The organism is Vibrio sinus (genome assembly GCF_023634645.1).
In the GTDB taxonomy this organism is placed as follows: domain Bacteria; phylum Pseudomonadota; class Gammaproteobacteria; order Enterobacterales; family Vibrionaceae; genus Vibrio; species Vibrio sinus.
The window spans coordinates 16,374-41,334 of record NZ_JAMKMR010000023.1; the positions used below are offsets into that span (position 1 = coordinate 16,374).

Genomic DNA, 24,961 nt, shown 5'->3' on the forward strand with positions numbered 1-24,961 from the left:
CAAACGATTCAAAAATTTAAAATTACTGTTGACTCAATCGTACGAATCCGTAGAATGCATTTCCGTACTCGAGAGGGACGAAAGAAAAGTTAGCCCCAAAGGTTAACAAGTTTCCTATTGAAAACAATGGCGCGTTGGCAGAGTGGCTATGCAGCGGATTGCAAATCCGTGGACCTCGGTTCGACTCCGGGACGCGCCTCCATTCTCATTAAGAGAATCGATGCGACACTAGCTCAGTTGGTAGAGCGCAACCTTGCCAAGGTTGAGGTCACGAGTTCGAACCTCGTGTGTCGCTCCAAGTTTTAATAATGTGGCAATGCGACATTATAAAGATGGTGTCTGACAATATCGTTGGAAGCATCGCAAAGAATTGCGTGCCCTGGTGGTGGAATTGGTAGACACAAGGGATTTAAAATCCCTCGGCGTTCGCGCTGTGCCGGTTCAAGTCCGGCCCGGGGCACCATCTACAAATGTTGTTACTCTAGTAACAACACATGCGACACTAGCTCAGTTGGTAGAGCGCAACCTTGCCAAGGTTGAGGTCACGAGTTCGAACCTCGTGTGTCGCTCCAAATAGAAAACCCCGAACTTTTGTTCGGGGTTTTTGCTTTCTATACCCAAATTCCTGTTTAATCTCGTTGTAACTGATAAATATTGCCGTTGTCGGTACTAAAGTAGATGCTTTGGTCATTTGCGATGACAAGATCTCTAATGCGCTCACCAAAATTCTCCAAGATCCTTTCTTCATGATTGGCTTTGTTCTCACTATTGATCGAGACAACGTTGATATGTTGTAGTTTGAGAGCGCCAGCCAGTAATTTCCCTTTTAATTCGGGGTATTTTTCACCGCGATACAGAATTAAACTGCTCGGTGCTATTGAGGGTATATACACTTTAATCGGCGGCTCTATCCCTTCCATCTCTGTTGCTGAGCCTACATCGATAGGGCCCCAGTATTCTTGCCCATACGAGACGATTGGCCAGCCGTAATTGGCCCCTTTCTTGATCAAGTTAATCTCATCACCACCTCGAGGGCCATGCTCAATCGCCCATAGATTGTTGGTCTTCAAATCAAAAAATATCCCTTGTGGGTTCCTGTGCCCAATGCTCCAAATCTCGTCAGCGAACTCAGGTTTTGTTTCAGAAGGGTTGTGAGTGGCCGCTTGACCTTGTGGGGTTAATCTTAGAATCGCACCAGAATGGGTTTGGGTATTTTGACCGTTACTGCGTTCTCCTCTATCACCAATTGTCATAAATATATATTGCCCAGAAAAGGCCAATCGACTGCCGAAGTGGCGGCCAGTGTCAGACACCGAATTGGTGACAAGTAAATCTTTCCAATCTTGAAGCTTGTTATCTTTATACATGGCTGTAGCTAGCGTGGTCGCTGCACCGTTTGGCGTATTTTTACTGTAGGTTATATAGACTCTATTTTTATCGAACGGTGAAACGGCTATATCCATTAGCCCGCCTTGACCCGCCGCGAAAACATCACTGGGTGCACGAGCCGCTAACGTATGTTGACCAGTTGCAATATCGAGCAAGCGTATATCACCATTTCGTTCAGTGACTAACATCTTGCTGGGAGAAACGAAAGTGATACCCCAAGGCACAGCAAAGCCTGATGCGATTTTCTTAGCGAAGTAGTGATCTGCCCACACTGAGTATGACAGCAAGCTTGCGATAACAGCTAGCACCCATTTACACATGAACCTATCCTTGTTTACTTATCTACTCATGTTCATTATGTCTGGTGAAATGGGTTCTCGCTTGGTTTCGTCGTAAATTCTTACACAATGCCACAGTCAGTATCACTGATCTTGCGATATGTCGTTTACTTCTCTGATACCTGATTGTTGTTGGTGCTAATGCAAAAGTGTTTGGTTGACCATGCCAATATATAGGTGTAGTAACCATGTCGGCCCACACAATATCCGGCTAATAAACCTGTAAAGGCAATGACAACGGTTTCAAAATATGCAGCATGTGAAATGGCTAAGTGTGCACCTAACGAATAACCTACGGCATACTTAAATAAAAAGATGAACACCAAGTACAACACCATTTCTGGCTCTTTTGGAATGCCAATGGTCATACGTTGCCGATTAATTCTGACATCTTTGTTTCGCACATTGAGATAACCGAAACTCGCACCGACCAAAAATAGAACAACAAATTGGGCCATACTCGCTGCCGCTGACAAGGGTAGAGTCGTAACAGCAAAGTATAATACGACAGCTGGTATCAGAAGCAGTTTCCTTATGGTAACCTCTCTTGGCCGTAAGTAGTTGGTTGCAAAGTAGGTGAGTACTGGTACCGCAATGATGACTTCGGTAGGAACGTGAATCATAATGAGTTTCCTGGTCAATTAATTTGATTGCGACATTACCGATACGCCTTGGATATTGCCATGTCACAAAGGCGGCACTAGTCTGACAGTAAGGCGACAGTTGTTAAATATCAATGAGATAGCTGCATGCTCCTTCGTACTTCTATACTTAAAGGCACTCGTGTTTTTATTATTTTTTAGCTTTCGTTAGTGTAATTTGAGATGAGTAGTAACAAAAAAGAGTTGGAAATTTTAGCTGAAAATGTCAAAAGCCATCGCCTTAAACGAGCTTGGACGCAAGAACACTTAGCTGAGATATGTGCATTGAACGTTAGAACGATTCAACGAGTGGAAAAACTGGGCCAAGCGAGCTTAGAAACAAAAAAGGCGTTAGCGAGTGCATTCAATATCCCGGTAGACATATTGTCAAAAAAAGAGCAGTTGGAGTCGCATTCGGAGGTCTCCCCAAATAACAACAAGAAAAGTTTTTTGAAATCCAGACTCCACAGTTTTGCGAAAAATTTATGTACTTTAATTCTTGCTTCTTTCGGTGTGTACATGGTCAACACGGTATTCTACCCGGGTCAGGATTGGCAATATCATTGGATCGCCGTATGGGGAGTCGCGATTTTGGTGATAGAAGCTCGCGCCTTTATCTTGCATAAGTTTAATTTGCAGTAAAAAAGCCTGCTCTATATAGACCAGTTTAGCCATCACTTTTTATCATGTAAAAAATAAAAACTGCTTATGATATAAATAAAAGTAATGCGCATAAATCCGTGAATCAGATTCACACTTTGAAAACTTAGTGAGCTAAGGGCCATCCAAAACAAACTTTAAATCAGCTAATTAGATACAATCCACTCTGTTTTCTTTCGTGGGCGGAGATCTAGAGTGGGTTACAAGAGTGTACGATTAGCCGAATTAATGGCGGATGAGTTCGGTCAAGTGGAAGGTGATTTCGATAGGTTAGATGAGCGTTCTTTGAGCTCTGCCATTCCACAAGGCATGAGTTTTCAACACTTCATGGAAAAACTAAAAAGTGGCGAACTGGCTTTACTGACCGATACCCCCTCTAGCCCTGTCATGAATCGTGATGCGATGAGTCAATCATGGAACTTGTCGATTGAAGGGCAAGAAGCCCTCTCACCAGAAGCGAAACGTGCATTTCTTGCCAGAAGTCAGATGTTTGGCACTGCTAGTGGAAGCTCTATAAATCATAGCGCGGCTTATGCGCCGAAACTCGAAGAAGCCTACACCCCAGAGCCAGTAAAGCCTGATACCTCCGATAGCCCACCTAAGCTTAAATACGAATATTGCTTCGAAATTGCTTGCTCTGATGAGACGTTTAAAAGAAGAGTTGGGTGTTCATTTCAGATCGCCAAGACGAAACAGGAAGCGCTAGTAGAACGTTGGCAGACAGCACCGACAGACCATGGAACAAAGTACACCGCGCAGTTGGCATTCAATGAGCCTAAAAAGCTAGTTGCAAGAGTTGCTTCCAGCGCTATGGGGATTAGTGTTCCCGAAAGTGTTCAAGTCAACCCAATTGGGTCCGGTGTTATCCGCGAAGCCTTTATTCCTGTCGTTCCTTCAGTTCAATTAGGTGAACGGTTAGGCCTACCTACTGAGGGTTACTATTACCATTTTTACAGTGGAAGGTTAATTCAAGAGTACAAGCTATTAGGCAACAAAAAGTGGGCTTTCTATGCCACACGTTCTACCCATGAACAGCTCGACGATGAACAAGGTTACAACACTTGCCAAAGCGCCATTTTGCTCTTTTGGAAGTTGGGCGGTAAGGAAATTGTAGATCAAAACTTAGTATACCTTGAGAAGCAAATCACCCGAGAGGAGTTAGATAATTTAAGTGAGGAATGGCTATCAGAAAATGGTGTTCAACTCGATATCCATGCGTTACTTAACGCCCCTAAACAGCCAGTCTTGGAACGATCACAAGTTCAGCAAACCCAAAATGTTGAAGAAAAAAGCAAGCCTGAAACACATACCGTTAAGATAGATCCGAAAACTAGCCAACGCGAAACTTGGAGCGCAATCGCAGAGCTTCATAACTTATCAGCGAAACAATTGTTGGAATATAACCCGCATTACAATGACGATCCGATGTCACTAAAAGTAAATGATATTTTGGCAATACAAAAGCCTGTTGAACATAACACAATAGAGCGAGTTGAACGTGACTTCCCGCCCATAGAGCCTGAAACCTATAATCATGCCGCGAACTCTCACTATACGTATACAGGTGATTTTCAAGGAACATCCATCACACCCATCAACAGCCAAGGAATGCTAACCAATGACTTAACCGTGGTTAACTTGGCCTCAATTTCTCCCCAAGATGTTGACGATGTGTATCTTGTATTCGCTGATAAAGAAATGAGCATAGAAGATTTTGCACAAGAAACCTATTTGTCGACAGACAAAATAATCGTCGAGCATGTTTTATCGTCGAACCCTCACCTTAAACGTAGTTTTAGCCAGATCATTGAAGGTATGCCACTTGTTGTCTCTCCTTGGGTTGAAAAGCACCCGGAAGAAGAGTCTGCCGTGAGACAAGCCAATGAACTTATGGACGAGTTTCTAAAACTCTCCAGTGAAGAGAAAAAATGGTTTGCTAAACACCATGAGACGGCAACCAATGCTTTGCTTATGTCGGCCACATCAGGACTGGATATCTATCAAGGCACTGCAACTTCAAATGAGTTGAGTGAGTTCAACCTCAATCATGTTATTGCCGGTGCGGGTGCTGTGGTGGCAGGAGCGCAAGTTCAAGGGGATAAAATAAGCAAGCGAATGAAATCATTTGCTGAATACTCACGCTACATTGCAGAGAAGACCAAAGGTTTGTCTGGGCAGGCTCTTTATTCGAACCCCGATTACAAAGCATGGAGAAAAGAATCGAGAGCGTTTCAAAGCGAGATGAAGTCAATCCTTTCTGAGGTTGGAAAACCCGGTTACATCAAGAACATTCAAGCAAAACGCATCAACAACTATCTCAATGTTGGCAAGCGTCAGTTATATCGTGCTAAAGACTTCTCTAAAGCTGTATCGGGCATTGAGATGACTGCACTATATAAGCAGGCTATGTCGTTTAGTAAAATGACCACGACAACAAGCTGGTTGGTTGTCGGTGTTGGCTTATATGGAAATGCGAAAGATATTTATCAAACTTGTGATATGAACGGAGTAATAAGTGAAGCATGTGGTCGCTCAACAACTAGGAATGTCATCTCTGGTGGAATAAATGCGGCGGCTGGATATGCTATAGGCTACGGTTTGAGCCTGATACCAGTCACTGGAGGCTTATCCATTGTTTTGGTTGGTGCTGGAGCATTTTTGTGGGGAATGCAAGGAAGCGAAATGTCTAATCAAATTGGTTCTACTATAGAGGAGCTATTCTTTGATTGATGTAGTTACTAAATATGCTGCGCTTACTGCCGGAATTTGCGTAATTCCGTTTTTTATAACAAATGCTTACTTAACTATTAAGCTAAGACCAAGAAAATATGAATTAATGCAATTAATTCATCAAAGTGCTCCTAAGAAGTTTAAGAGTAGGGCTTTATTGCTTATGGAAGCACATATGTCTTGGGTTGCTGGTAGTGCTTGTAGCTATATATGGTTTGTGTACCCAATGTTGCGATACGCATGGGGTATCCCCGCAGCAGACATATCGAAGTGGCAAACAGCTATTAAAAATGCAATTGGTTCAAGTTATACCCTCTACTGGCTATCCACAATGTTGCTCAATTTAATTTTTGCTTCTCTGGCCGTGTTTATCGTTAACGAATACGTTATTGGTAAGCTTGTATGATTCTGAAAGCTAACTGCATCTGTGAGTGAAGTGACTGAAGCGGCTTTATGTATATTTTTACCAACGATTTTTCCATGGCTCGTTCTGCTCATTTATTTATCGATAAAGCTTAGGTCGAAGAAATATACACTTATAGATAACATTTCAGATTGCGCCCCGACTCGATTTCGTGAGCGCTCAAAAATGATGATGGAAAGTAATCTCTCCTGGCTTGCGGCAAGCTGTTTCGCCTTCGAATGGCTTGGGTATGCCATGCTCAGGTACGCTTGGAAAGTTCCTCATTCAGATATATGCCTCTGGAAAATGAACATCAAATCTCTTTTGGGTAAAGACTTTCCGCTGTACTTCATCATGGCATGTTTAATGAACGTATCTCTAACAAGCCTGTCAATCGTGCTAGTAAGCCTACCTTTTACCGGAAAGTGAAATGAAGTGCAAAAGCGGAGGACCTTTTTCTTGATTGAAATGCTCATTAAGTTTGGGTTTGTTTTGTTCTTGCCTAGTGTTTTTCCTTGGATGGTTATATGTGTGTATCTATCGGTAAAGTACAGACGGCAGAAGTGCCAAATGATAACCGCCATATCGGAAAGTGCCCCTGATAAATTCCAAGAGAGGGCTAGGCTGCTTATGGAAAGTAATGCATCATGGGTGTTCGCTAGCTCTGCAAGCCATATATGGTATGGATACCTTATGTTACGGTTTGGTTGGCGAATACCTAAACATGAAATCCAACAGTGGCATATCAGCATAAAATCAATTTATGGCTCAGATTATCGTATATACCGACTTTCAACTATTTTAGCAAACGCATGGTTTACGGGGCTGGTAGCTTTGATATCTATCGCTTTTCAAGACTAGTGCTGTGATAAAGCGTTCTTTAATGGCCTGCAAAACATTAAACATTTGGTGTGTGTCCGAATAATTTGTACCATCGCACGGTGCGCATTGTATGATGTTTTAAAAAGGGTATAAGAATGAAAGCTATGTTTGATAAGTTAGCTAAACTGGGTATCGAGACTTTGAACCAAGATGTTATCGACACCAACGAACGTGTACCAGTTTTCATTGAAGATTTGGCTTTACCAGACGACTACTTGAGCTATTTGAAAACTTATCCTCGAACTAGCTGGTTTAAAAAAGAAATAAAGTTTGTGGGAGAGCAACATTCACCAACTTCAGGGAATGGAGAAGAAATACTAGAGTTGTTATTCGCCTCAAATAATGGTTCCAGTTACGATATTATCGAATTGAGAGAGTGCTATGCTGAGCAAGTACCTTCTAATTACCTTATTATTGGTGAAGTTACTGGTGGCAACTTTATCTGTATGAAATTAGGTGAAATTACAGAAATAGCTGTATGGGATAAAACCATCCCCGATAGCTTTAGTAACTCCCTGTTTAAGGTATCTGGCTCATTTACTGAATTTATTGATGTGTTAGTAGAAGTTAACAACCAAGGTTGTGAAGAACAAGATAATAGAAAACTGATTAGTTTTAATACCTCACCAGAACTTGATGCGCTAGCTGAAGCATTTAAAAAAAAGCATAATATTAATCAGTCGTCGTAGAGGTTTGTAATTTAATGAGTAGTCTTAACAAACTTGAAAATCTGGGTATATTTCACCGAAATATAAATAGGTCAAATCAAAAACACCAAACGTTGACACGATTGCAAGGTCTACCTTTACCTAAAGCTTATGCAGAGTTTCTAGCTCGCTACCCTGACACCTGCTTTTTCGATAAAGAAATAGGTTTTGTCGGTGAAGAACATACCCCTTTTTCATCAAGTGGTCTTGAGCATTTAGATGTCTTGTACTCGTCTAGTGATGATACATATAGCGATATTATTGATGTTAGAGCCCTCTACTTAGATGAAATCCCGTCATATTATCTCGTGATAGGAGAGGTCACAGGTGGAAATTTAATATGTCTCAACCTTAAAACAGGTGAGGTCACTATCTGGGATAAAACGGTACCAGATTTATTTTCTAACAGTATTTTTAAAGTAGCTGACTCTTTTAGTGAATTTCTTGAGCTTTTAAAAGAAGTTGTAGAAGGTGATGAGCTTGAATCAAAAACAAAAGTCGTTAGTTTTAATCCTTCAGAAGAACTTGACGCTATGATGGGAGATTACAAAAAGAAACATAACCTAGAATAAAATTAAGAGGACATACACCAAAGGGATTGCATATGTCATGTTTGTCCGAATAATTCCGTTACTTTTAGAACACCCATCAGGAGTGTAAACTCATGTACCTAAGTGTTACGTGAGTCGATGGTTTAGAGGTACGATGGTAGAAATTGAGAAGTTAGTAGATTCACATGTTGAAGCTGTTAAAAATATTAGGTTGGCCGATGAACAAGTGAAGTTTGCAGGCACTCCTGAGGAGTTTTTGCGAGATGGCAGTGACGTAGTACATTTGCATGTTATTAAATCGAATGGCACGGTCGTAGGATTCTTTAAGCTGGATTTAGCTTACTCTTCAAGTTATAGCTTTTGCCCAGAAGGTAGTATCGGTTTAAGAGCATTTGCTCTTGATATAAACCAACAAGGCAAAGGAATTGGTACAGAAGCCGTAAAAACACTCTTTTCTTACCTGAAAACGAACTATCCCATTTATGACTCAGTATACCTCACCGTTAACTGTAGAAACCCTAAAGCGATTGCTTGCTATCAAAAGGGCGGGTTTGAAGATACGCAAGACACGTATCTTGGCGGCGATGTGGGGCCACAGAGCATCATGCGTGGAAAAATAGCTGTATAAGTTTAAAGGGATATCGAAAGCACCAGTCACTTATATGTCTTTAATCATCCAGACATCACATTTGTTGTGAATCGTCCCTTCAATGGGCTTTTCTAAGTGGGTAAAGCCAAGCGATTCGTACATTGCGATTGCACCCTCCATGTTTGAAAGTGTATCGAGATAGCATTGCTTGTATCCTTTCGATGTTGCATATTCTAGGCAACGTAATGTAAGGGCTTTTCCGGCTCCGAGGCCTCGAGCATCCGGTAAGAGAAACAGCTTTTTAAGCTCACAAATTTTTTGCTTAGAATTAAAAGGCGCGATTCCACAGCCACCCACGACAACGCCGTCACGTAATACCAGAATATACAAACTGTCTTTATCGTCTGTGTAGTGTTGGCTCATTTCAAGCACTTCAGGATCACCAGGTCCAAAGCCTTCTCCAACAGCCCCAAATTCTTCGCCTACTTTTTGGATGATTTGGCGAATGTCTTGGTCATACTCAGCGGTAATGTTTTTGTACTCGATTTTCATGTTATTTCATTAGGTTATTATCGAACTTTAGGAATATAAATCATCATAATTAAATGGCAATGGTTATTTCACTAAACTGACATGGTTTAAGCCTTAATTCTATTTGGCTTTACCCCTTTGTTTCGCTACTATGTACAGCTATTTAATGAAGCCAAAAATGAAGTAGGGGAAACCTTACGGATACTGCCGACAGGTAGATGAGGAAATAATGCAACATCTAGAAGAGATCATTGCTAACGCGGGCGCTGCAATAGAAGCTGCAGACTCGCTTGTCGCACTTGATGAAGTGCGAGTTCAGTATCTTGGTAAAAAAGGTGAGCTAACCGCTCAGCTTCAAAGCCTTGGAAAACTACCACCAGAAGAGCGCCGCACCGCTGGTCAAGAAATCAATAAAGCAAAGGGCGTGGTGCAACAATCTATTGCAGCACGTAAAGACGCGCTTCAGCGCGCTGAGCTGCAAGCAAAACTGGCTGAAGAAACCATTGACGTCACTTTACCTGGCCGACGTATGGAAAATGGCGGACTTCACCCGGTCACACGCACGGTAGAGCGTATTGAGCAATTTTTTGGTGAGCTTGGCTTTAATGTTGAATCTGGTCCTGAAATTGAAGATGCGTTTCACAATTTCGATGCTTTAAATATTGCGGAAGACCATCCAGCTCGTACTGACCATGATACTTTCTTCTTTAACCCCGATTTGATGTTGCGTACGCACACATCTGGGGTACAAATCCGCACTATGGAAAATGGTAAACCACCATTTCGTTTTATCGCACCTGGCCGTGTATATCGTAACGATTACGATCAAACTCACACACCAATGTTCCACCAAGTTGAGGGTATGCTGGTTGACGAAAATGTTAACTTCGCTCAGCTCAAAGGAATATTGCATGATTTCTTATGCAACTTCTTTGAAGAAGAAGTTGAAGTACGTTTCCGTCCTTCATATTTCCCATTTACTGAGCCTTCTGCCGAAGTGGACGTTAAGGGCAAAAACGGCAAATGGCTTGAAGTTTTAGGTTGTGGCATGGTTCACCCTAACGTATTGAAAGCGGTGGGTATCGACTCAGAAAAATACTCTGGTTTTGCATTCGGCATGGGTGTGGAACGCTTGACCATGTTGCGTTACGGCGTTAACGATCTACGTGCATTCTTCGAGAATGACCTACGTTTCTTAAAACAGTTCAAGTAATCCAGAGGTTTAATCACAATGAAATTCAGCGAATCATGGCTTCGTGAGTGGGTTAACCCATCGGTTACTACAGACGAGCTCACTCACCAAATTACAATGGCCGGTTTAGAGGTCGATGACGTTTTACCTGTTGCTGGTGAATTTACTGGCGTAAAAGTCGGGCAAGTTGTCGAATGCGCACAACATCCAGATGCCGATAAACTGCGTGTTACGAAAGTAGACGTAGGTGAATCTGAATTACTTGATATTGTTTGTGGAGCACCGAACTGTCGCGAAGGCTTAAAAGTGGCTGTTGCGACGGTTGGAGCAGTACTTCCTGGCGATTTCAAGATCAAAAAAGCCAAGTTGCGTGGCCAACCATCACACGGAATGCTGTGCTCTTTCACAGAGCTAGGTATTGATGTGGAATCTGACGGTATCCTAGAGCTGCCATCTGACGCTGTTGTTGGTACTGACTTCCGTCAGCTGCTTGAGCTCGATGACGTTACCGTAGACGTTGATCTTACCGCAAACCGAGCAGACTGCTTTAGCATTCGCGGCTTAGCACGTGAAGCGGGCGTACTCAACCGCGCTGATGTTACTCACCCTGATGTGGCACCTGTGGCTCCAGAAATTGACGACACAGTTTCTATTGACGTGAAGGCGACAGAAGCTTGCCCAAGATACTTGGGCCGTGTAGTGAAAAACGTCAATGTGAAAGCTCAAACACCATTGTGGATGCAAGAAAAACTTCGCCGCTGTGGTATTCGCTCAATTGATCCTGTTGTCGACATCACAAACTATGTTCTTCTAGAGCAAGGTCAACCAATGCACGCTTTCGATCTGGATAAGATTCAAGGCGGTATTGTTGTTCGAATGGCGGAACAAGGTGAAAAGTTAACCTTGTTAGATGGAAGTGAAGCTGAACTAAATAGCGACACGCTCGTTGTTGCTGATCACCAAGCGCCTCTTGCGATTGCTGGTATATTTGGTGGAGAAAGCTCTGGGGTTAATACCGAGACAAAAGATGTCCTACTTGAGTGCGCATTTTTCTCGCCAGATCATATTCGAGGCAGAGCGCGTAGCTACGGTCTACATACTGAATCGTCTATGCGTTTTGAGCGCGGTGTGGATTATGCTTTGCAAACCAGCGCCATGGAACGTGCGACACAGCTTTTGGTTGAAATCTGCGGTGGCCAAGTCGCTCCAGTTGTTACTGCAGAATCCGAAGCGGATTTACCAAAAGCAAATACTGTATCACTACGCCGTTCAGCGCTGGACAATCTATTAGGTCATCACATTGCTGACCAAGATGTGGTAGAAATCTTGCGAAGATTAGGGCTAACAGTTGAGTCCAATGAACTTGGTTGGACTGCGGTAGCACCTACATGGCGTTTTGATATTGCTATTGAGGAAGATCTGATTGAGGAAGTTGGCCGAATTTATGGCTATAACAATATCCCTAATCAATCTCCTTCTGCAGCGTTAAAAATGCGTGATCACGAGGAAGCAAAACTACCGTTAAAGCGTGTACGTGATTTGCTTGTTGATCGTGGTTACCATGAAGCGATTACGTATAGCTTTGTTGAGCCCGAGCAACAAAAGCTGTTCGTTCCAGATGTAGAGCCACTGGTCTTGCCATTCCCAATTTCTGCGGACATGTCAGCGATGCGTCTTGGCTTAACTCAAGGGCTGCTCAACACCGTAGTACACAACCAGAAACGTCAACAACCAAGAGTTCGCTTGTTTGAGTTTGGCCTTCGTTTTATTCCATCTGAATCGGCAGAGAATGGCATGCGTCAAGAGCCGATGCTGGCAGGTGTGATTGCCGGTTCAAGAAATGAAGAGCATTGGGATATTGCTACGTCAACCGTCGACTTTTTCGATCTGAAAGGTGACTTAGAAGCAGTGTTAGAGCTAAGTGCAAATCAACAAGCCTTTAGCTTTAAGCCACTTGCTGGTGAAAGTGACAAGCATCCAGCGTTGCACCCAGGCCAGTCTGCTCTCATAGTCGCTGATGGTAAAGAAATTGGCGTGATTGGCACGGTGCATCCGGAGCTTGAACGTAAACTCGGCCTAAATGGTCGTACTATTGTGTTTGAGATCGAATGGGATGCGATTAACCGTCGTGTCATTCCTGAAGCGGTGAAAGTCTCTAAGTTCCCTGCAAACCGACGTGATATAGCTCTTGTTGTTGATGAAAACATCAATTCTGATGACGTGGTCAAAGCTTGTCTTGAGAGTGGTGGAGAATGGCTAGTTGATGCCAAACTGTTTGATGTGTATGTCGGCAAGGGAGTCGAGCACGGTAAGAAGAGTTTAGCCATCGCCCTGACGCTGCAATCTGTAGAGCGCACATTAGAAGATGCGGATATCAGCACTTGTGTTGACGCAATTGTCGCAACGGCAAGCGATAAATTTGCTGCTAGTCTTCGCGACTAATATTGAAAAACGCGCATTTTATTGCGTATGGCCCTATCCAATGTGATAGGGCTTTTTATTTTGACGCTTATTTTAATCGCATCAAATTCCTGTCTGTACGATCTGAGAAGTTTAGTGCGCAATGACAGAGTTTGCATATAATTTATGTAAATAAACTGTTTAATTTAAGTGTATGATTTATATAATTATAAAAATTGACAAAATCTTACCAATTTAAGTAACTTAGCCAATCACTCTAACTTAATTAAATTAATTAGTGCATTATTCTGTTATTGTGTTTTTTGTTAGTATTATATCAGAATAATATCTAATTTTGATGGTATTGTATCTGATTGATTTCGCTTGCAAATCTGTAATTGACAAAGAAAAAAGTTGGCGAAAATCATAAGGTTGACTTACACTTTTCAAGGTAAAGCCTATATGTTGTTGATTGGCTAAGCGAAATGCTATGGCGCAGCCGTTTAGGCTAGCAATGTTAAACACAGTTTTGAGGAAAGTTTTATGGCGCTCACAAAGGCCGAATTGGCTGAAAACCTGTTTGAGAAGCTTGGATACAGTAAACGGGATGCCAAGGAAACGGTTGAAGTGTTCTTTGAAGAAATTCGCAAAGCACTCGAAAGTGGCGAACAGGTAAAACTGTCAGGTTTTGGCAACTTTGATCTTCGCGATAAAAATGAACGACCTGGTCGAAACCCGAAAACAGGTGAAGACATTCCAATTACTGCTCGACGAGTTGTGACGTTCCGTCCTGGGCAAAAGTTGAAAGCTCGGGTCGAGAATATCAAAGCAGATTAAAGAGTTGTCTCCAGTAAGGTAAGATTCGGCGGTGAGTCCTTTCACCTCCGTATTTTATTTTAACTTGCCACTATTTGTTGTCTCGTATGGGGCTTGTCCCTATGCAGCTTGGATATGTGTCGTTATATAGGGTTGCCACGCTTGTTGGTATAACTCTTTAGATACCTTTCGAATATTTGCAATTTGCGCGCTTTCTAGCTCAGTTAGAGGGCGCTCTTGTTCGTTTGCTCTACGTTCAATACGCTGTATTTGCTCGTAAAGATCATGCTCGGGCCCACTTTTTACATTAGCAATGGCTTTCAAGTGCAGCTGTACTTCGGCGACAAGCCCGGAGTTTGGTAGTTGAACCAGTAGGTTTAAGTCACGATAGCCGGATTTCTGTGGGTTTTTAAAGCGGTTTTTCACTTTCACGACCGTTGTTTCTCTACTTAACACTTCATAAGCTTCTACTAAGCTAGGAACATCATCGGCAACGATGGTTGCTCTTGCTAGGTCAGTAATTCTCTCTGGTTGGCCATTTAACTCATATTGAATTTTGTGTTGCGCACGTTGTTTTGACTTGGTACCTGAAAATATAGATTCGGTGCCAGTAAGTAGGGCTGCACTCGCACAGATTATTTCCAACTCTTTCTGAGCACTATCAGCTAGTGAGTATAATTGGTCGAAGTCATTGTATGGTTGAAGCGGGGTCTGCTCTGTGTTTTGAATGCCATATAGACCACTGAGACAATGTTTGAATCTTTTGGAGCAAACTTCGTTTTGTTGCTGGCTAGGGAGCCTAGTTTGCTCGTTGTTTGATGAGGTTGGAGTCGCAGCAAATGCAGACGTGCGGCTCAAAAGAAGCAGCATGATCGCTGTAGTACGGAAAATAAAACTCATTCACTCTCCTAAATATTCGCAGTGTTGAATAAAAATGGGAAACAAAAAGTCTTTCAGCACAAACAAATACAAGAGTTAGCAACTCTTATCTGGGGTGAGAAAGCCGCAAATTCAATGGCTTCACGGCTATGAAATGCGAAAGTTTGCGTGCGATCACATGTTTCGGGCGCTTAGCTTGTCGAGATTTCTCAACCCACGCTTAGAAGTATATTCATTCATTATTAATGGAAAATGAACGGATGGGTTTTTCTAGTGTAACAACTTGTAAGGCTGCTATGCCTCTTGTCCCTGCCTTGTGCGCTGCCTTCTTTATCTCGCGAAACTCGCATCTTAAAGTGACTTAGGCATAAGACTTCTGTAGTCTTAGCGCTTCAATTAGGCATAAGCGATGTGGAAGACGTGACTCTATGAAGGATCCAGAATTTTGGCACAATAAATGGGCGTCCAATAAAATTGGATTTCACTTGAACGAGGTAAATCCTTTATTAATTGAATATTGGAATAAAACCCAACCAGCGTTGACTGATAGGGTATTTGTTCCCCTGTGTGGGAAAACTGAGGATCTGGTCTGGTTAGCTCAACGTCACGAGAGTGTACAGGGCGTAGAATTGAGCCAAATCGCGGTGCGTTCGTTTTTTGCTGAGCACTTTTATACGCCAACAGTGATACCCGTGAACGGGCAACATGAGCTTTATCAGTTTGATGAGTTGTCTATTTACACTGGAGATTTCTTCACGGCCCCACTTGAGCAAGTTGATATAGTGTACGATAGAGCGGCACTAATCGCGTTACCTGAAACGATGAGACAAGCCTATGTAGAAAGGCTCCTTTCTCTACTTACTGCTGGTGGGCGGATTTTGTTAGTGACACTTGATTATTGTCAACATGAGATGGCTGGCCCTCCTTTTAGTGTTTCATCGTTAGAAGTTGAGCGTCTGTTTAAAGAGCATAAAGTCACGCAGTTGCATCGAGATGAAGCGGATGAGACTCATCCTAAAATATATAAAAAAGGGCTAAGTCGATTTGCCGAAGAAGTGTGGCTGATCGAAACCTAAAGCCATAGATTATTAACGATGGGGCAACACAAAGTGAGCGTATTTTTATATGCATGTGAAAGAGTAACAATGTTGCCCCTATCATAATTTATTTGATATTTATATCATTAAAAGTTGATTTATATATTTCATTAATGTAATACTCTTGTTCGCAGAGAGAGCGAGGTATTGATTAAATGCAGGTGGATTTTGGTACATCAAAATCGATAAGGATATCTGTAAAAAATCTAAGTGTAGGGATGTACGTTACGGCAATTGAAGAGAATGGCAGTATTAGCCTCTCTAATGCTGGTCGAGTTCATTGTCCCACCTCCATTCAAAAACTCATCGACAATGGAATTCAATTTGCCTGGGTAGACAAAAAACGCTCTTGCCACTCGTGCGAGTTCATTTCCCATGACATTCAACTCATCCCCCCAGCTGACCGAGACCGCCCAAGCCTTCAAGAAATTCGTGAAAAAAGAAAACTAGCTACGCGCGATGCGCAGCAGAAAAAAGCGAAAGTACTGGTTGATCAAGCTACCCATATCGCTAAAAAGCTGTTCGCAAATACCTTTGAGCGTCGGACAACATTCGTCGAAGATATCAATACCTGGGCTGAGAAGATAGTGAACCTTGCATTGGTTGATACTGACGCCATTCACTGTGTAACGGCACTGAGAAATAAGGACAGCTACTTGCTCGAGCACTCAGTGAACGTGGCTTGCCTTTTGGTCAGTTTTGGTAAGCACTTGCAGTTGGATCCGAAAATGCTTAGGGAACTCGCTATTGGCGGGATTATCCATGATATCGGCAAAATTAAGGTGGATAGCCAGGTCTTAAATAAACCAGGTAAGCTCACCGAGGAAGAGTATGAGCAGATAAAAATGCATCAAATCTACGCCAGAGATATCGTTAAGAAATTAGAGGGCATAAGCTTTGCCGCTCGCGACGTGTGCCTATACCACCATGAAAAGCTCGATGGGTCGGGTTACCCAAATGGTTTAACAGGTACGCAGATCCCAGTACATAGCCGGATGAGCACTATTGTTGATATATACGATGCATTGACGGCAGATCGCTGTTACAAAGAAGGGATGAGCTCTGCGGACGCATTTAAAATTTTGCTTGAAATGACGCCTGATAAATTAGATCGTGAGCTCGTCTATAAGTTTATAAACTGTATTGGTATCTACCCAGTGGGCTCGATAGTTGAGCTATCTGATGGTCGAGTTGGGATAGTGTGGCAGAGAAATGAAACCAACCCTCTTGAGCCGCAAATCAAGTGCGTGTATTCACGTAAATATCGACATTTTATCGATGTAAGTTATATCAATCTAAGTCAGCTTGACGTGTCTATTGTTGGCGCTATTGCACCTTCTGAGCTGGAAGTAGACATATCACCTTACTATGACTAACACAGTAAGGTGACAGTTAATCAGTGGCTACGCTTCTGTAATGGCGATGTAGGAGACGGGTACATCCGGGTTTAGTGCATCCAGTGTCGCTTGAGTATCAGCAAGGTGACTCGACGTTGCGCTGGCCATTTCAATTAGGGCGGCTGATTGAATTTGTGAGAATGCTTTACCGGCCATGCGCATTTGAATCAACGCGACTTGTAGTGGTGGTAGGCTAGGGTTAAAGGCAGCATTTTCAGCATAAGCACCGTTGTACACGTCGCCATCTTGTAGCTTTAAAGCGACCCCGCTGAAGTTACCTGAATACGGAGCGTGACTTTTATTTAGTGCTGCTAATGCCTGTAACTCAATCGGGTCATCATTATCGGCTAATTTTTTGCCGTGGTCCAAATCACCCATCAACCCCACCTTAACATCAAGATCCTCTGGACCAAATGAATCGGGTAGGTAGTCTTCCAGATATTTTTCATCTCTTTCAGGGAGTTGAATCTTCAGCTGTTTTGCCGTTGTCGTTTCCCGCATGAATTGGCGACAGTGTCCACAAGGGCTGTAGTTAACAGTGACGTCCTTAATCCCTTCTTCACCTTTCATCCACGCATGGCTTATCGCACATTGCTCGGCATGGATGGACTGTCCTAACTGGGTTCCAAGAAACTCGATATTGGCACCGAAATAAAGTGTGCCAGACAGCCCCCTTGCGATGGCACCGACATAAAACTTAGAAATGGGTGCATAAGAGTAGGCAGCTGCAATGGGAAGTAGAGCGACCCTTAAATCTTGGTCCTTAAGCGTGGAATCTGATAAAAGCTGATCATATTGCTGCTTTGAAATGGTGCCTGTAAAACCGTCATTTAATATGATGGAAGACAATTGTGATTTTATCTGTGCCGGGATGTGTTCTAATGCTTCTTGCAGTTGCCTGTTCATTTCGAATCCTTGGACGTTGATGGAGCTTTAGTTTATTCACTTACAAAATCAATAAAGTGATGTGGATCACAAAATAAAATGCAATAAAAATATTGTTTTCACTTTTATAGTGAGCTCACACATTTTCTTGCCAAAACTAACTGGACTATCAATGTTCACAGGTCATCAAGCATACATGTATTGTTGAAAGCTGATGGCTATAGAAAAGAAGGTGGGTGCAAGAATTGAGGTAATGATGCCACATATGACCAGAGCTAAAGAGCTATATGCGGCATCATTTGGTGTCTTCTCTGCGGCTGTGGCTGTTCCCAAAGCATGAGATACGGTGCCCATGGTTAATCCTCTGGCAATTGGATGCGTAACATTAAAGAGAGTATATAAAGGATACGCAATGATGGAGCCAACCAAACCGACAATAAGTACAAATATCGCTGTAATAGCGGGCTCACCACCTAAATGACTCGAGATCACCATGGCAATTGGTGTAGTGACTGATTTAGCTACAATGCTAGCCAGTAAAGTGGGATTAGCTTGAAAGTATGCGGCAATTATTGTCGCAGACAGCATCGACATGGTGCTACCAATCGTGCAGGTTAAAAGAATGATTTTCCAGTTTTTACGAATTTGCGGTAATTGCTCATAGAGAGGATAAGCCAAAGCGACGACCGCTGGTTGCAGTAGGTCCGTGACAAATTTGTTCTCAGCATAATACTGTTCAAAAGAGATATTGAGTGACATCAGAATGATGATGATGACGGCAACACTCACCAACAATGGGTTAAGGAAAGGAGAGCGAACCTTATGGCTTAGCCCTCGTGCGGCCAAAAAGGCGATAACAGTGACGACGAACCACATTTACTTTGCCCCCTTTTTTAGATACCGATCTAAGCCAATACTTAAGGTTACTAGAACAATAAGCGTTCCCCCCACAGTGCTAGCTAAAATAGGTAACGCGCTGTCGATTAACACATCGAAATGCTGCATTAGCCCTACACTAATTGGCACAAACAGGAATACCATATATCGGATAAACAGACTCGCGCCAGGTTGAACCCACCGGATGGGTATAGCGTTAACTGCCAACAACGCGAATAGAAGCAGCATGCCAAAAATACTACCAGGAATGGAAACCCCAAGCAGGGACTGAATATATTTGCCTATGAATAAACATAGATAAATCAAGGCAATCGAAATGAGGTAGTGAGATATCTTTTTGAACATTGCTACGTTATAACATGGGAATAAGTGACTTGAATATAAATCTATGCCCAAGCCATTTGAATTGCTTGGGCATAGAGTGTTAGGCAATAAAACAACTCAACGCGCTATGAGGTCAATTGTTCTACGTATTGGTATACGGACTTTAAAATTGCCATTTTTGACTCATCGTGTTCATGATCATGCGCAAGATTTTCTAAGTTAATCATGTAGTCTTGCAGATTGTTTTCAAAATATTCTCTGCAATGATGTGACCATTTAGATTGCTCTTCAATACTAAGGCTCCAGTTGTAATGTCTTGCACGATAGTTAAACAATAGTGGCGAAATCCGAGGATCTTTAAATGAGAGACCCAGTGCAGATAGGTTGTTCGGTTCGGTGGAGCGTATCACTTCCATTGAGGCTCTATCTGCAGGAGAGAAGAAACCATCGTAGAGCTGGGTATCGACGTCGTCGGATTTTTCAAACTGTCGTTCCTGTGAAAATACCTCGGTGAGCTTTTGTCTTATTTCAGGGTGCTGGCGAATGAGAGATAAATTATTCAGGCAACTTTCTCTATCAATATTGATGGATTTTGCGTTCTCTGCGGTTAATGTTTTTGCTGGTGCGAGAATAGGGCATTTATTGAGGTGAACTAATTTTACGGGAATAGGGTGCTCGTTTTCCTCGAGGTCGTCGTGCTTGGTGTAAAGTCGCTCTAAAAGTTGCTCAGTATTTAATTCGATCAATGGAGTGATATTTTTTGCAAGATCAACGACGATCACCGCGTTTTTGTTTGATGGATGCCAAGTGATAGGGGCTATCCAGGATGTGTACTGACAGTCACGCCCAAGCATACCAGAGACGTGCATAAGTGGTGTCATATTTACCACGTCGATAAGCTCATTCAGTTTCTTTTTATGACGCATCTGTAAAAAGTAGTCGAACAATTTCGGCTGCGCCTGCTTGACCTTTTTAGCTAACTCGATTGTCGCAATCACGTCCGCCATCGCGTCGTGAGCATTACTGTGCTCTATTCCATTCGCGACAGACAAGTGCTCTAGCTTAAAGCTAGGGTAACCTTCGTCATTTTCTGGCCAGTTTATTCCGTCTGGTCTAAGCGCATGGCAGGCTCTCATCACATCCAGTAAATCCCAGCGCGAATTACCGTTTTGCCAACTCCACGCATAAGGGTCGATAAAATTTCGATAGCAGGTATAGCGAGTGACTTCATCGTCAAAGCGGATGTTGTTGTAACCGAGGCTTGTGGTGTTCGGTTTAGCGAATTCGGCATGAATTCTTTCGATAAACTCTGGTTCAGGTAAACCTTTTGCCTGTGCTAGCTGAGGTCGAATACCAGTAATTAATGCTGCTTCTGGCGAGGGCAGGTAATCTTGCGGTAACTGGCAGTATAGGACAATTGGATCGCCAATAATGTTGAAGTCTTCATCTGTACGAATTCCGGCGAACTGACTGGGTCGGTCTTTAGCTGGATTGGTTCCCCACGTTTCGTAGTCAAAAAAGAAAAATGTGGGGTTATCTAAGTTGTTCATTGTATTACTGGCCTGTTGGTGATTCTTCGAATTTAGCCTTGCAGATAAGCAGGAAATGTATCCGTGGGGGAAAGTATCTGATAATCAACCTGAACAATGCAAGGTAAATCCTCTATGAGAGTCGAATCGAGCTAGTAGCTACACGAAGTTGATGTCACCATATCAACAGTACGTCCTGATAAAATTTATTACAAATGAAAGTTGTATAGTAAAGCCTTGGCACTAAACTAATATTCACTTTCTCCTCATACCTATAATAGGTTGTTTTAAGTACACCGGATGTAGCAGAGCTGATGATCAAGCGTTTAAAATCTGCAGCAATGGCGAGAATCACCTTACTTTTGGTTGGGTGGGTTTTTGCTATTTGCTTTTTGCAGAATACCAGCCTCATCAGCATGTGCACATTCAAACAATCTGCCTTGAATGAGAACCTAAAGCTAAAGGATGACGGCACAGATCTTCAAGAACAATGTGATTTAACTGAAAAACTACTATGTAGTGCAAAGGTTAACCTTGATAACACCATGGTGCCCATGTTTTGGGTATTTGTGATAATTGTGGCTTGGCTGGTCCAAGTGCGTCCAGAAGCTTCTTCTTTTACCGAACCGATAGTCCCCAAATCTAGGGTTCACGTCACATTGTGCATTTTCAGAGAATAAACTCCCTCATGTGTAGCTGATTTTGATCAGAGAAAACTTTACGCCTGCTATATCAACCACTTATCTAAAGTGGTGACTATTATGGAAATACACATGAGAAATTTATTAAAAGGAAGGGTGCTTAGTGCGTTCTCACTTTTGTTTGCACTGAGTGCCTTACTACTTACATTTCGAGTATCTGCTGAAGTAGATACTGGCTGGATGACTAAACCTGAGCATCCACCACTTAAAACTCGTTTCGTTATTACTGGTCAGGCTGATGCCACCAGTAAAACCGTTGAAGGTTTTCTTGAAGTTAAGCTGGATAAGGATTGGAAAACTTATTGGCGTAGTCCGGGTGAAGGTGGAATCGCTCCTACCATTGATTGGAGTCATTCCGCTAATCTTGAAAACGTGGAATGGCACTGGCCGTATCCAGAGCAGTTTAGTCTGCTTGGAATCAACACGCTGGGTTATAAGGAAAACATCGTGATTCCTATGACTCTTCACATCAAGGACTTTGCCCAACCAGTAGTATTGGATGCCAAGCTGACTATGTCATCTTGTACTATGATCTGTGTACTCACAGATTACCCATTCTCACTGACTTTCACACCAAGTAAGTTGAACATCAATCAAGATTCACTTTATAAGCATGCTCAAGCGATCAGTCAGGTGCCTAAGCCTTCGCCTTTGTTGTCGGATGCTCAAGCTATATGGGATTCGGATGCGAATGTTTTGCAAATTCAGATGACTAAAGCCATGGGCTGGCAGAATCCGGAGTTCATCGTGGATGGTCGCTCCGATGAATCGAAAGAATACAGTTATGCACTGACTGGATACAGGGTTAACGAAGATACGGTCACTGCCACGTTTGATGTCTCGAGCTGGCTAGGTGATATCAACTTTGATCAGCAGAGCGTGTTTGTCACAGTTCGAGATAACAGTTTTCTTGCGGAGCAGGATATCTCAGTATCAAAGGGGATTGTCGCCAAGACAGCTCTTATACAAGTGATAGGTTTTGCCTTGTTAGGGGGATTGATTCTCAACATCATGCCGTGTGTTTTACCAGTATTGGGTATGAAGCTTAGCAGTGTTTTGGCTGTTCAAGGTGTGGCGCGGCGTCAGATTCGCTGGCAATTTTTGGCGTCTTCTGCCGGGATCCTCACATCATTTTGGTTGCTAGCCGCGTTTCTATTGATACTTCAGTTGACTGGAAGTGCGGTGGGGTGGGGTATCCAGTTTCAAAGCGGGTGGTTCATTGCCATTATGGTGCTGGTTACTGGTCTATTCGGGGCCAATATGTTGGGCTTATTTGAGATCCGTCTCCCCTCAAGCCTGAACACTTGGGTAGCGTCAAAGGGCGATAACTCCTATGTCGGGCATTTTACTCAAGGTATGTTTGCTACGTTACTTGCCACACCATGTTCTGCTCCGTTTTTAGGTACGGCGGTGGCTTTTGCTTTGGCCGCACCGTCAATGGAATTGTTTGCAATTTTTACCGCGTTAGCGATAGGTATGGCACTTCCTTGGCTAGTTGTTGCGTTCTTCCCTAGTATTGCAAAAGTACTACCAAAGCCTGGTGCTTGGATGAATAAGCTCAAGCTCTTGTTTGGTGTCATGATGACAGCGACCAGTATCTGGTTGTTGTCGTTACTCAATAACCATATTCCTCCGTTCTGGACGTTACTCATTGCTTTGACAGCCTTTATCCTAATCCTTATCCGCGTTAAGAAAATCTATGGTGATAAGGCCTTGGCCATTTCTGGTGGTGGGGCGGTGCTATTAATTTCGGGTGGTTTTGTCTTAGCAAGTATGACGACTGAACATTGGGCAACACCGTTACCTAATGATTTGCATTGGCAGCCTTTGGCTAATGAGCGGATCAATCAGGCCGTCGCACAAGGGCAAACGGTATTTGTCAATGTGACGGCAGATTGGTGTGTGACCTGTAAAGCCAATAAAATTGGCGTCATTCTTCAGGACCCAGTTTACACGGTGTTGAAGGGCCCATCTGTCACGTTGATTGAAGGCGATTGGACACATCCCGATGGTGCAGTGAGCGATTATCTTCGTGCCAATGGACGGTTTGGTGTGCCGTTTAACATTGTTTATGGACCCGAGGCTCCTGAAGGGATTCCTCTTCCTGTCATCTTAACCAGTGATGCAGTGATGGAGGCGATAACAAAGGCTAGTGGAGGGAATCAATAGTGAAACGCTCAGCACGTTACTGGATAAGAGAGATCCTCATTCTCGCGATATTGGCCATCGTGATTACCAGTGCAATGGATTGGTTTCGTAGCCAGGATCTTCCGTCTGAAAGTGCGCCCGCTTTGTCTGGTGTGACGTTGGATGGGAAAACAGTCGATGTGATTGCTATGAGCCATGACAAGCCAGTAGTGGTCTATTTTTGGGCAACGTGGTGTCCTGCTTGTAAATTTGTCAGCCCGACGATTGACTGGCTGAGTCAGTTCTATCCTGTCATCGGTGTGGCGGGCTCTTCGGGAAACTCTGGCCGAGTTCGCCAGTACATGCAGGCTCACGAGTACCAATTTGACAACATTAATGATGAAAGAGGGGAGATATTCCATCGCTGGAGTATTTCCGTGACGCCAACCATTTTCATCATCAAAGACGGTAAGGTCGCAAGCGCCACTTCAGGTATTACCACCCCACCGGGGCTATTAGTAAGACTTTGGATAAATTAAAAGGAACGATAAAGTGATTAAGAAATTAATAATTGCATTGCTGATGAGCGTTATGATGTTACCACCTTTGGCATACGCTCAAAATCAGGATGACAAAATCAATGAAATTGTTGAGATGCTCAAAGCCAATCCGAGTGTGGTTGATGGGCTCTATGAAAGTTTGGCCATCTACGTTAAACAACAGCAGCAGTTTGATCAGTTGCTATCGAGTAGTCAAGCGTACATAAACGATCCTAAGCACACCTCGATGGGTTCAGCTGACGCTGAAGTCACGTTGGTAAATGTGACTGATTATAGTTGCCCTTACTGTAAGAAGTTAGATCTTGAATTACAAAAACTGGTAAAAGCGTATCCGCAGATCAAAGTTGTTAATCTGTATGTCCCGTTAAAAGAAGGCATTTCCGTCACTAACTCGGCGGGTTATGCCCTAAATGTGTGGCAACAGGCGCGTGCTAAGTACCCACAAGTTCATCAGCTATTGGTGGCGAAACCGGGGACTCACAATTCGGCTTCACTCGCTAAAATTGCTAAGAAGACGGGCACTGAACAGTACTTAAACAACCCCGCAGACATTGAAAAACAGCTAGAAAACAACTTCGCGTTATTCAATGGTTTTGGCCTACGTGGGACTCCTGCATTGATTGTGGGCAAGGACGTGATACCGGGTTATGTTCCCTACGATAAACTAGAAGAAATCGTCGAAAAACACTTGTAATGAAAAAGAAACACTCCCTCATCATGAGGGAGTGTTTCATTA

The 24,961-nt window shown here is 43.0% G+C and carries 23 protein-coding genes and 4 tRNA genes; 19 read left to right on the forward strand and 8 right to left on the reverse strand.

Annotated features, from left to right (window positions below):
• The first annotated feature begins 128 nt into the window (after window positions 1–128).
• The 4 genes from M9194_RS18440 (at window position 129) to M9194_RS18455 (ending at window position 572) form a co-directional block, all read left to right on the forward strand.
• Window positions 129–202: transfer RNA gene (locus tag M9194_RS18440), tRNA-Cys, on the forward strand.
• A 20-nt stretch (window positions 203–222) separates the two neighbouring features.
• Window positions 223–298, forward strand: a tRNA-Gly gene (locus M9194_RS18445).
• A gap of 78 nt (window positions 299–376) precedes the next feature.
• Window positions 377–463 (forward strand) — tRNA-Leu (locus tag M9194_RS18450).
• A 33-nt stretch (window positions 464–496) separates the two neighbouring features.
• Window positions 497–572: transfer RNA gene (locus tag M9194_RS18455), tRNA-Gly, on the forward strand.
• Window positions 573–629: 57 nt separating this feature from the next.
• On the opposite strand, the gene M9194_RS18460 is transcribed toward M9194_RS18455, so the two are convergent.
• Window positions 630–1,709, reverse strand: coding sequence for a PQQ-dependent sugar dehydrogenase (locus M9194_RS18460; protein WP_250614173.1), 1,080 nt, complete (start codon window positions 1,707–1,709; stop codon window positions 630–632).
• A 125-nt stretch (window positions 1,710–1,834) separates the two neighbouring features.
• Window positions 1,835–2,350 (reverse strand): hypothetical protein, encoded by a 516-nt coding sequence (locus M9194_RS18465; RefSeq protein WP_250614174.1) that lies wholly within the window; start codon window positions 2,348–2,350, stop codon window positions 1,835–1,837.
• Window positions 2,351–2,551: 201 nt separating this feature from the next.
• Between M9194_RS18465 and M9194_RS18470 the strand changes: the two genes are divergently transcribed.
• The 6 genes from M9194_RS18470 to M9194_RS18495 all read left to right on the forward strand — a co-directional run bounded on the left by M9194_RS18470 (window position 2,552) and on the right by M9194_RS18495 (window position 8,929).
• A complete protein-coding gene (locus M9194_RS18470) occupies window positions 2,552–3,010 on the forward strand; it encodes a helix-turn-helix domain-containing protein (RefSeq protein ID WP_250614175.1) in 459 nt (152 codons plus the stop codon).
• A gap of 246 nt (window positions 3,011–3,256) precedes the next feature.
• Entirely contained in the window at window positions 3,257–5,758 is a 2,502-nt protein-coding gene (locus M9194_RS18475) for an MIX and LysM peptidoglycan-binding domain-containing protein (protein ID WP_250614215.1), read from the forward strand.
• Window positions 5,751–6,164 carry a hypothetical protein gene (locus M9194_RS18480; RefSeq protein WP_250614176.1) on the forward strand — a complete coding sequence of 138 codons (414 nt, stop codon included), beginning with the start codon at window positions 5,751–5,753 and terminating at the stop codon, window positions 6,162–6,164. Before M9194_RS18475 ends, M9194_RS18480 begins: the two co-directional genes overlap by 8 nt.
• A gap of 974 nt (window positions 6,165–7,138) precedes the next feature.
• Window positions 7,139–7,732, forward strand: a complete 594-nt coding sequence (locus M9194_RS18485; protein ID WP_250614177.1) for an SMI1/KNR4 family protein — start codon at window positions 7,139–7,141, stop codon at window positions 7,730–7,732.
• A gap of 14 nt (window positions 7,733–7,746) precedes the next feature.
• Window positions 7,747–8,322, forward strand: a complete 576-nt coding sequence (locus tag M9194_RS18490) for an SMI1/KNR4 family protein (protein ID WP_250614178.1) — start codon at window positions 7,747–7,749, stop codon at window positions 8,320–8,322.
• 133 nt (window positions 8,323–8,455) lie between these two features.
• Window positions 8,456–8,929, forward strand: a complete 474-nt coding sequence (locus tag M9194_RS18495) for a GNAT family N-acetyltransferase (RefSeq protein ID WP_250614179.1) — start codon at window positions 8,456–8,458, stop codon at window positions 8,927–8,929.
• Window positions 8,930–8,959: 30 nt separating this feature from the next.
• Here the strand turns inward: M9194_RS18495 and M9194_RS18500 are convergent, their stop codons facing one another.
• Window positions 8,960–9,442 (reverse strand): GNAT family N-acetyltransferase, encoded by a 483-nt coding sequence (locus tag M9194_RS18500; RefSeq protein WP_250614180.1) that lies wholly within the window; start codon window positions 9,440–9,442, stop codon window positions 8,960–8,962.
• 208 nt (window positions 9,443–9,650) lie between these two features.
• On the opposite strand from M9194_RS18500, the gene pheS reads away from it, so the two are divergent.
• The 3 genes from pheS (at window position 9,651) to ihfA (ending at window position 13,850) form a co-directional block, all read left to right on the forward strand.
• Complete coding sequence (pheS, locus tag M9194_RS18505) at window positions 9,651–10,634, forward strand: phenylalanine--tRNA ligase subunit alpha (protein WP_250614181.1); 984 nt, start codon at window positions 9,651–9,653, stop codon at window positions 10,632–10,634.
• Window positions 10,635–10,652: 18 nt separating this feature from the next.
• Window positions 10,653–13,055, forward strand: coding sequence for a phenylalanine--tRNA ligase subunit beta (gene pheT / locus M9194_RS18510; RefSeq protein ID WP_250614182.1), 2,403 nt, complete (start codon window positions 10,653–10,655; stop codon window positions 13,053–13,055).
• A gap of 501 nt (window positions 13,056–13,556) precedes the next feature.
• The gene (ihfA, locus tag M9194_RS18515; RefSeq protein WP_250614183.1) at window positions 13,557–13,850 is read left to right on the forward strand and encodes an integration host factor subunit alpha; all 294 of its coding nucleotides are present in this window, start codon (window positions 13,557–13,559) and stop codon (window positions 13,848–13,850) included.
• A gap of 99 nt (window positions 13,851–13,949) precedes the next feature.
• Here the strand turns inward: ihfA and M9194_RS18520 are convergent, their stop codons facing one another.
• Entirely contained in the window at window positions 13,950–14,729 is a 780-nt protein-coding gene (locus M9194_RS18520) for a RelA/SpoT domain-containing protein (RefSeq protein WP_250614184.1), read from the reverse strand.
• A 407-nt stretch (window positions 14,730–15,136) separates the two neighbouring features.
• Here M9194_RS18520 and M9194_RS18525 point away from each other — a divergent pair, with 407 nt between their 5' ends.
• Window positions 15,137–15,784: a thiopurine S-methyltransferase gene (locus M9194_RS18525; protein ID WP_250614185.1), complete on the forward strand. Its 648-nt coding sequence runs from the start codon at window positions 15,137–15,139 to the stop codon at window positions 15,782–15,784.
• A 182-nt stretch (window positions 15,785–15,966) separates the two neighbouring features.
• On the forward strand, window positions 15,967–17,181 hold the full coding sequence (locus tag M9194_RS18530) for a cyclic di-GMP phosphodiesterase (RefSeq protein ID WP_431769425.1): 1,215 nt from the start codon (window positions 15,967–15,969) through the stop codon (window positions 17,179–17,181).
• A gap of 27 nt (window positions 17,182–17,208) precedes the next feature.
• Here the strand turns inward: M9194_RS18530 and cdd are convergent, their stop codons facing one another.
• From cdd to sbcB, 4 genes are all read right to left on the reverse strand, one after another.
• On the reverse strand, window positions 17,209–18,108 hold the full coding sequence (gene cdd / locus M9194_RS18535) for a cytidine deaminase (RefSeq protein WP_250614187.1): 900 nt from the start codon (window positions 18,106–18,108) through the stop codon (window positions 17,209–17,211).
• A 165-nt stretch (window positions 18,109–18,273) separates the two neighbouring features.
• Complete coding sequence (locus M9194_RS18540; RefSeq protein ID WP_250614188.1) at window positions 18,274–18,963, reverse strand: CidB/LrgB family autolysis modulator; 690 nt, start codon at window positions 18,961–18,963, stop codon at window positions 18,274–18,276.
• Window positions 18,964–19,329 (reverse strand): CidA/LrgA family protein, encoded by a 366-nt coding sequence (locus M9194_RS18545; protein ID WP_250614189.1) that lies wholly within the window; start codon window positions 19,327–19,329, stop codon window positions 18,964–18,966. It abuts the gene before it with no gap.
• 104 nt (window positions 19,330–19,433) lie between these two features.
• Window positions 19,434–20,858: an exodeoxyribonuclease I gene (sbcB, locus tag M9194_RS18550; protein WP_250614190.1), complete on the reverse strand. Its 1,425-nt coding sequence runs from the start codon at window positions 20,856–20,858 to the stop codon at window positions 19,434–19,436.
• A 293-nt stretch (window positions 20,859–21,151) separates the two neighbouring features.
• On the opposite strand from sbcB, the gene M9194_RS18555 reads away from it, so the two are divergent.
• The 4 genes from M9194_RS18555 to M9194_RS18570 all read left to right on the forward strand — a co-directional run bounded on the left by M9194_RS18555 (window position 21,152) and on the right by M9194_RS18570 (window position 24,919).
• A complete protein-coding gene (locus tag M9194_RS18555) occupies window positions 21,152–21,517 on the forward strand; it encodes a hypothetical protein (protein ID WP_250614191.1) in 366 nt (121 codons plus the stop codon).
• Window positions 21,518–21,610: 93 nt separating this feature from the next.
• Window positions 21,611–23,707: a protein-disulfide reductase DsbD family protein gene (locus M9194_RS18560; RefSeq protein ID WP_250614192.1), complete on the forward strand. Its 2,097-nt coding sequence runs from the start codon at window positions 21,611–21,613 to the stop codon at window positions 23,705–23,707.
• Entirely contained in the window at window positions 23,707–24,204 is a 498-nt protein-coding gene (locus tag M9194_RS18565; RefSeq protein ID WP_250614193.1) for a protein disulfide oxidoreductase, read from the forward strand. Before M9194_RS18560 ends, M9194_RS18565 begins: the two co-directional genes overlap by 1 nt.
• Before the next feature lie 13 nt (window positions 24,205–24,217).
• Window positions 24,218–24,919 (forward strand): DsbA family protein, encoded by a 702-nt coding sequence (locus M9194_RS18570; RefSeq protein WP_250614194.1) that lies wholly within the window; start codon window positions 24,218–24,220, stop codon window positions 24,917–24,919.
• The last annotated feature ends 42 nt before the right edge of the window (window positions 24,920–24,961 follow it).

Bases quoted from the DNA above. Each gene is read 5' to 3' on its own strand.
- cdd (WP_250614187.1), bottom strand. From the start codon at position 18,108: ATGAACAGGCAACTGCAAGAAGCATTAGAACACATCCCGGCACAGATA.
- M9194_RS18520 (WP_250614184.1), bottom strand. From the start codon at position 14,729: ATGAGTTTTATTTTCCGTACTACAGCGATCATGCTGCTTCTTTTGAGC.
- pheS (WP_250614181.1), top strand. From the start codon at position 9,651: ATGCAACATCTAGAAGAGATCATTGCTAACGCGGGCGCTGCAATAGAA.
- M9194_RS18475 (WP_250614215.1), top strand. From the start codon at position 3,257: ATGGCGGATGAGTTCGGTCAAGTGGAAGGTGATTTCGATAGGTTAGAT.
- M9194_RS18495 (WP_250614179.1), top strand. From the start codon at position 8,456: ATGGTAGAAATTGAGAAGTTAGTAGATTCACATGTTGAAGCTGTTAAA.
- M9194_RS18545 (WP_250614189.1), bottom strand. From the start codon at position 19,329: ATGTTCAAAAAGATATCTCACTACCTCATTTCGATTGCCTTGATTTAT.
- M9194_RS18560 (WP_250614192.1), top strand. From the start codon at position 21,611: ATGAGAAATTTATTAAAAGGAAGGGTGCTTAGTGCGTTCTCACTTTTG.
- sbcB (WP_250614190.1), bottom strand. From the start codon at position 20,858: ATGAACAACTTAGATAACCCCACATTTTTCTTTTTTGACTACGAAACG.
- ihfA (WP_250614183.1), top strand. From the start codon at position 13,557: ATGGCGCTCACAAAGGCCGAATTGGCTGAAAACCTGTTTGAGAAGCTT.
- M9194_RS18500 (WP_250614180.1), bottom strand. From the start codon at position 9,442: ATGAAAATCGAGTACAAAAACATTACCGCTGAGTATGACCAAGACATT.
- M9194_RS18470 (WP_250614175.1), top strand. From the start codon at position 2,552: ATGAGTAGTAACAAAAAAGAGTTGGAAATTTTAGCTGAAAATGTCAAA.
- M9194_RS18490 (WP_250614178.1), top strand. From the start codon at position 7,747: ATGAGTAGTCTTAACAAACTTGAAAATCTGGGTATATTTCACCGAAAT.
- M9194_RS18525 (WP_250614185.1), top strand. From the start codon at position 15,137: ATGAAGGATCCAGAATTTTGGCACAATAAATGGGCGTCCAATAAAATT.
- pheT (WP_250614182.1), top strand. From the start codon at position 10,653: ATGAAATTCAGCGAATCATGGCTTCGTGAGTGGGTTAACCCATCGGTT.
- M9194_RS18540 (WP_250614188.1), bottom strand. From the start codon at position 18,963: ATGTGGTTCGTCGTCACTGTTATCGCCTTTTTGGCCGCACGAGGGCTA.
- M9194_RS18460 (WP_250614173.1), bottom strand. From the start codon at position 1,709: ATGTGTAAATGGGTGCTAGCTGTTATCGCAAGCTTGCTGTCATACTCA.
- M9194_RS18555 (WP_250614191.1), top strand. From the start codon at position 21,152: ATGATCAAGCGTTTAAAATCTGCAGCAATGGCGAGAATCACCTTACTT.
- M9194_RS18485 (WP_250614177.1), top strand. From the start codon at position 7,139: ATGAAAGCTATGTTTGATAAGTTAGCTAAACTGGGTATCGAGACTTTG.
- M9194_RS18465 (WP_250614174.1), bottom strand. From the start codon at position 2,350: ATGATTCACGTTCCTACCGAAGTCATCATTGCGGTACCAGTACTCACC.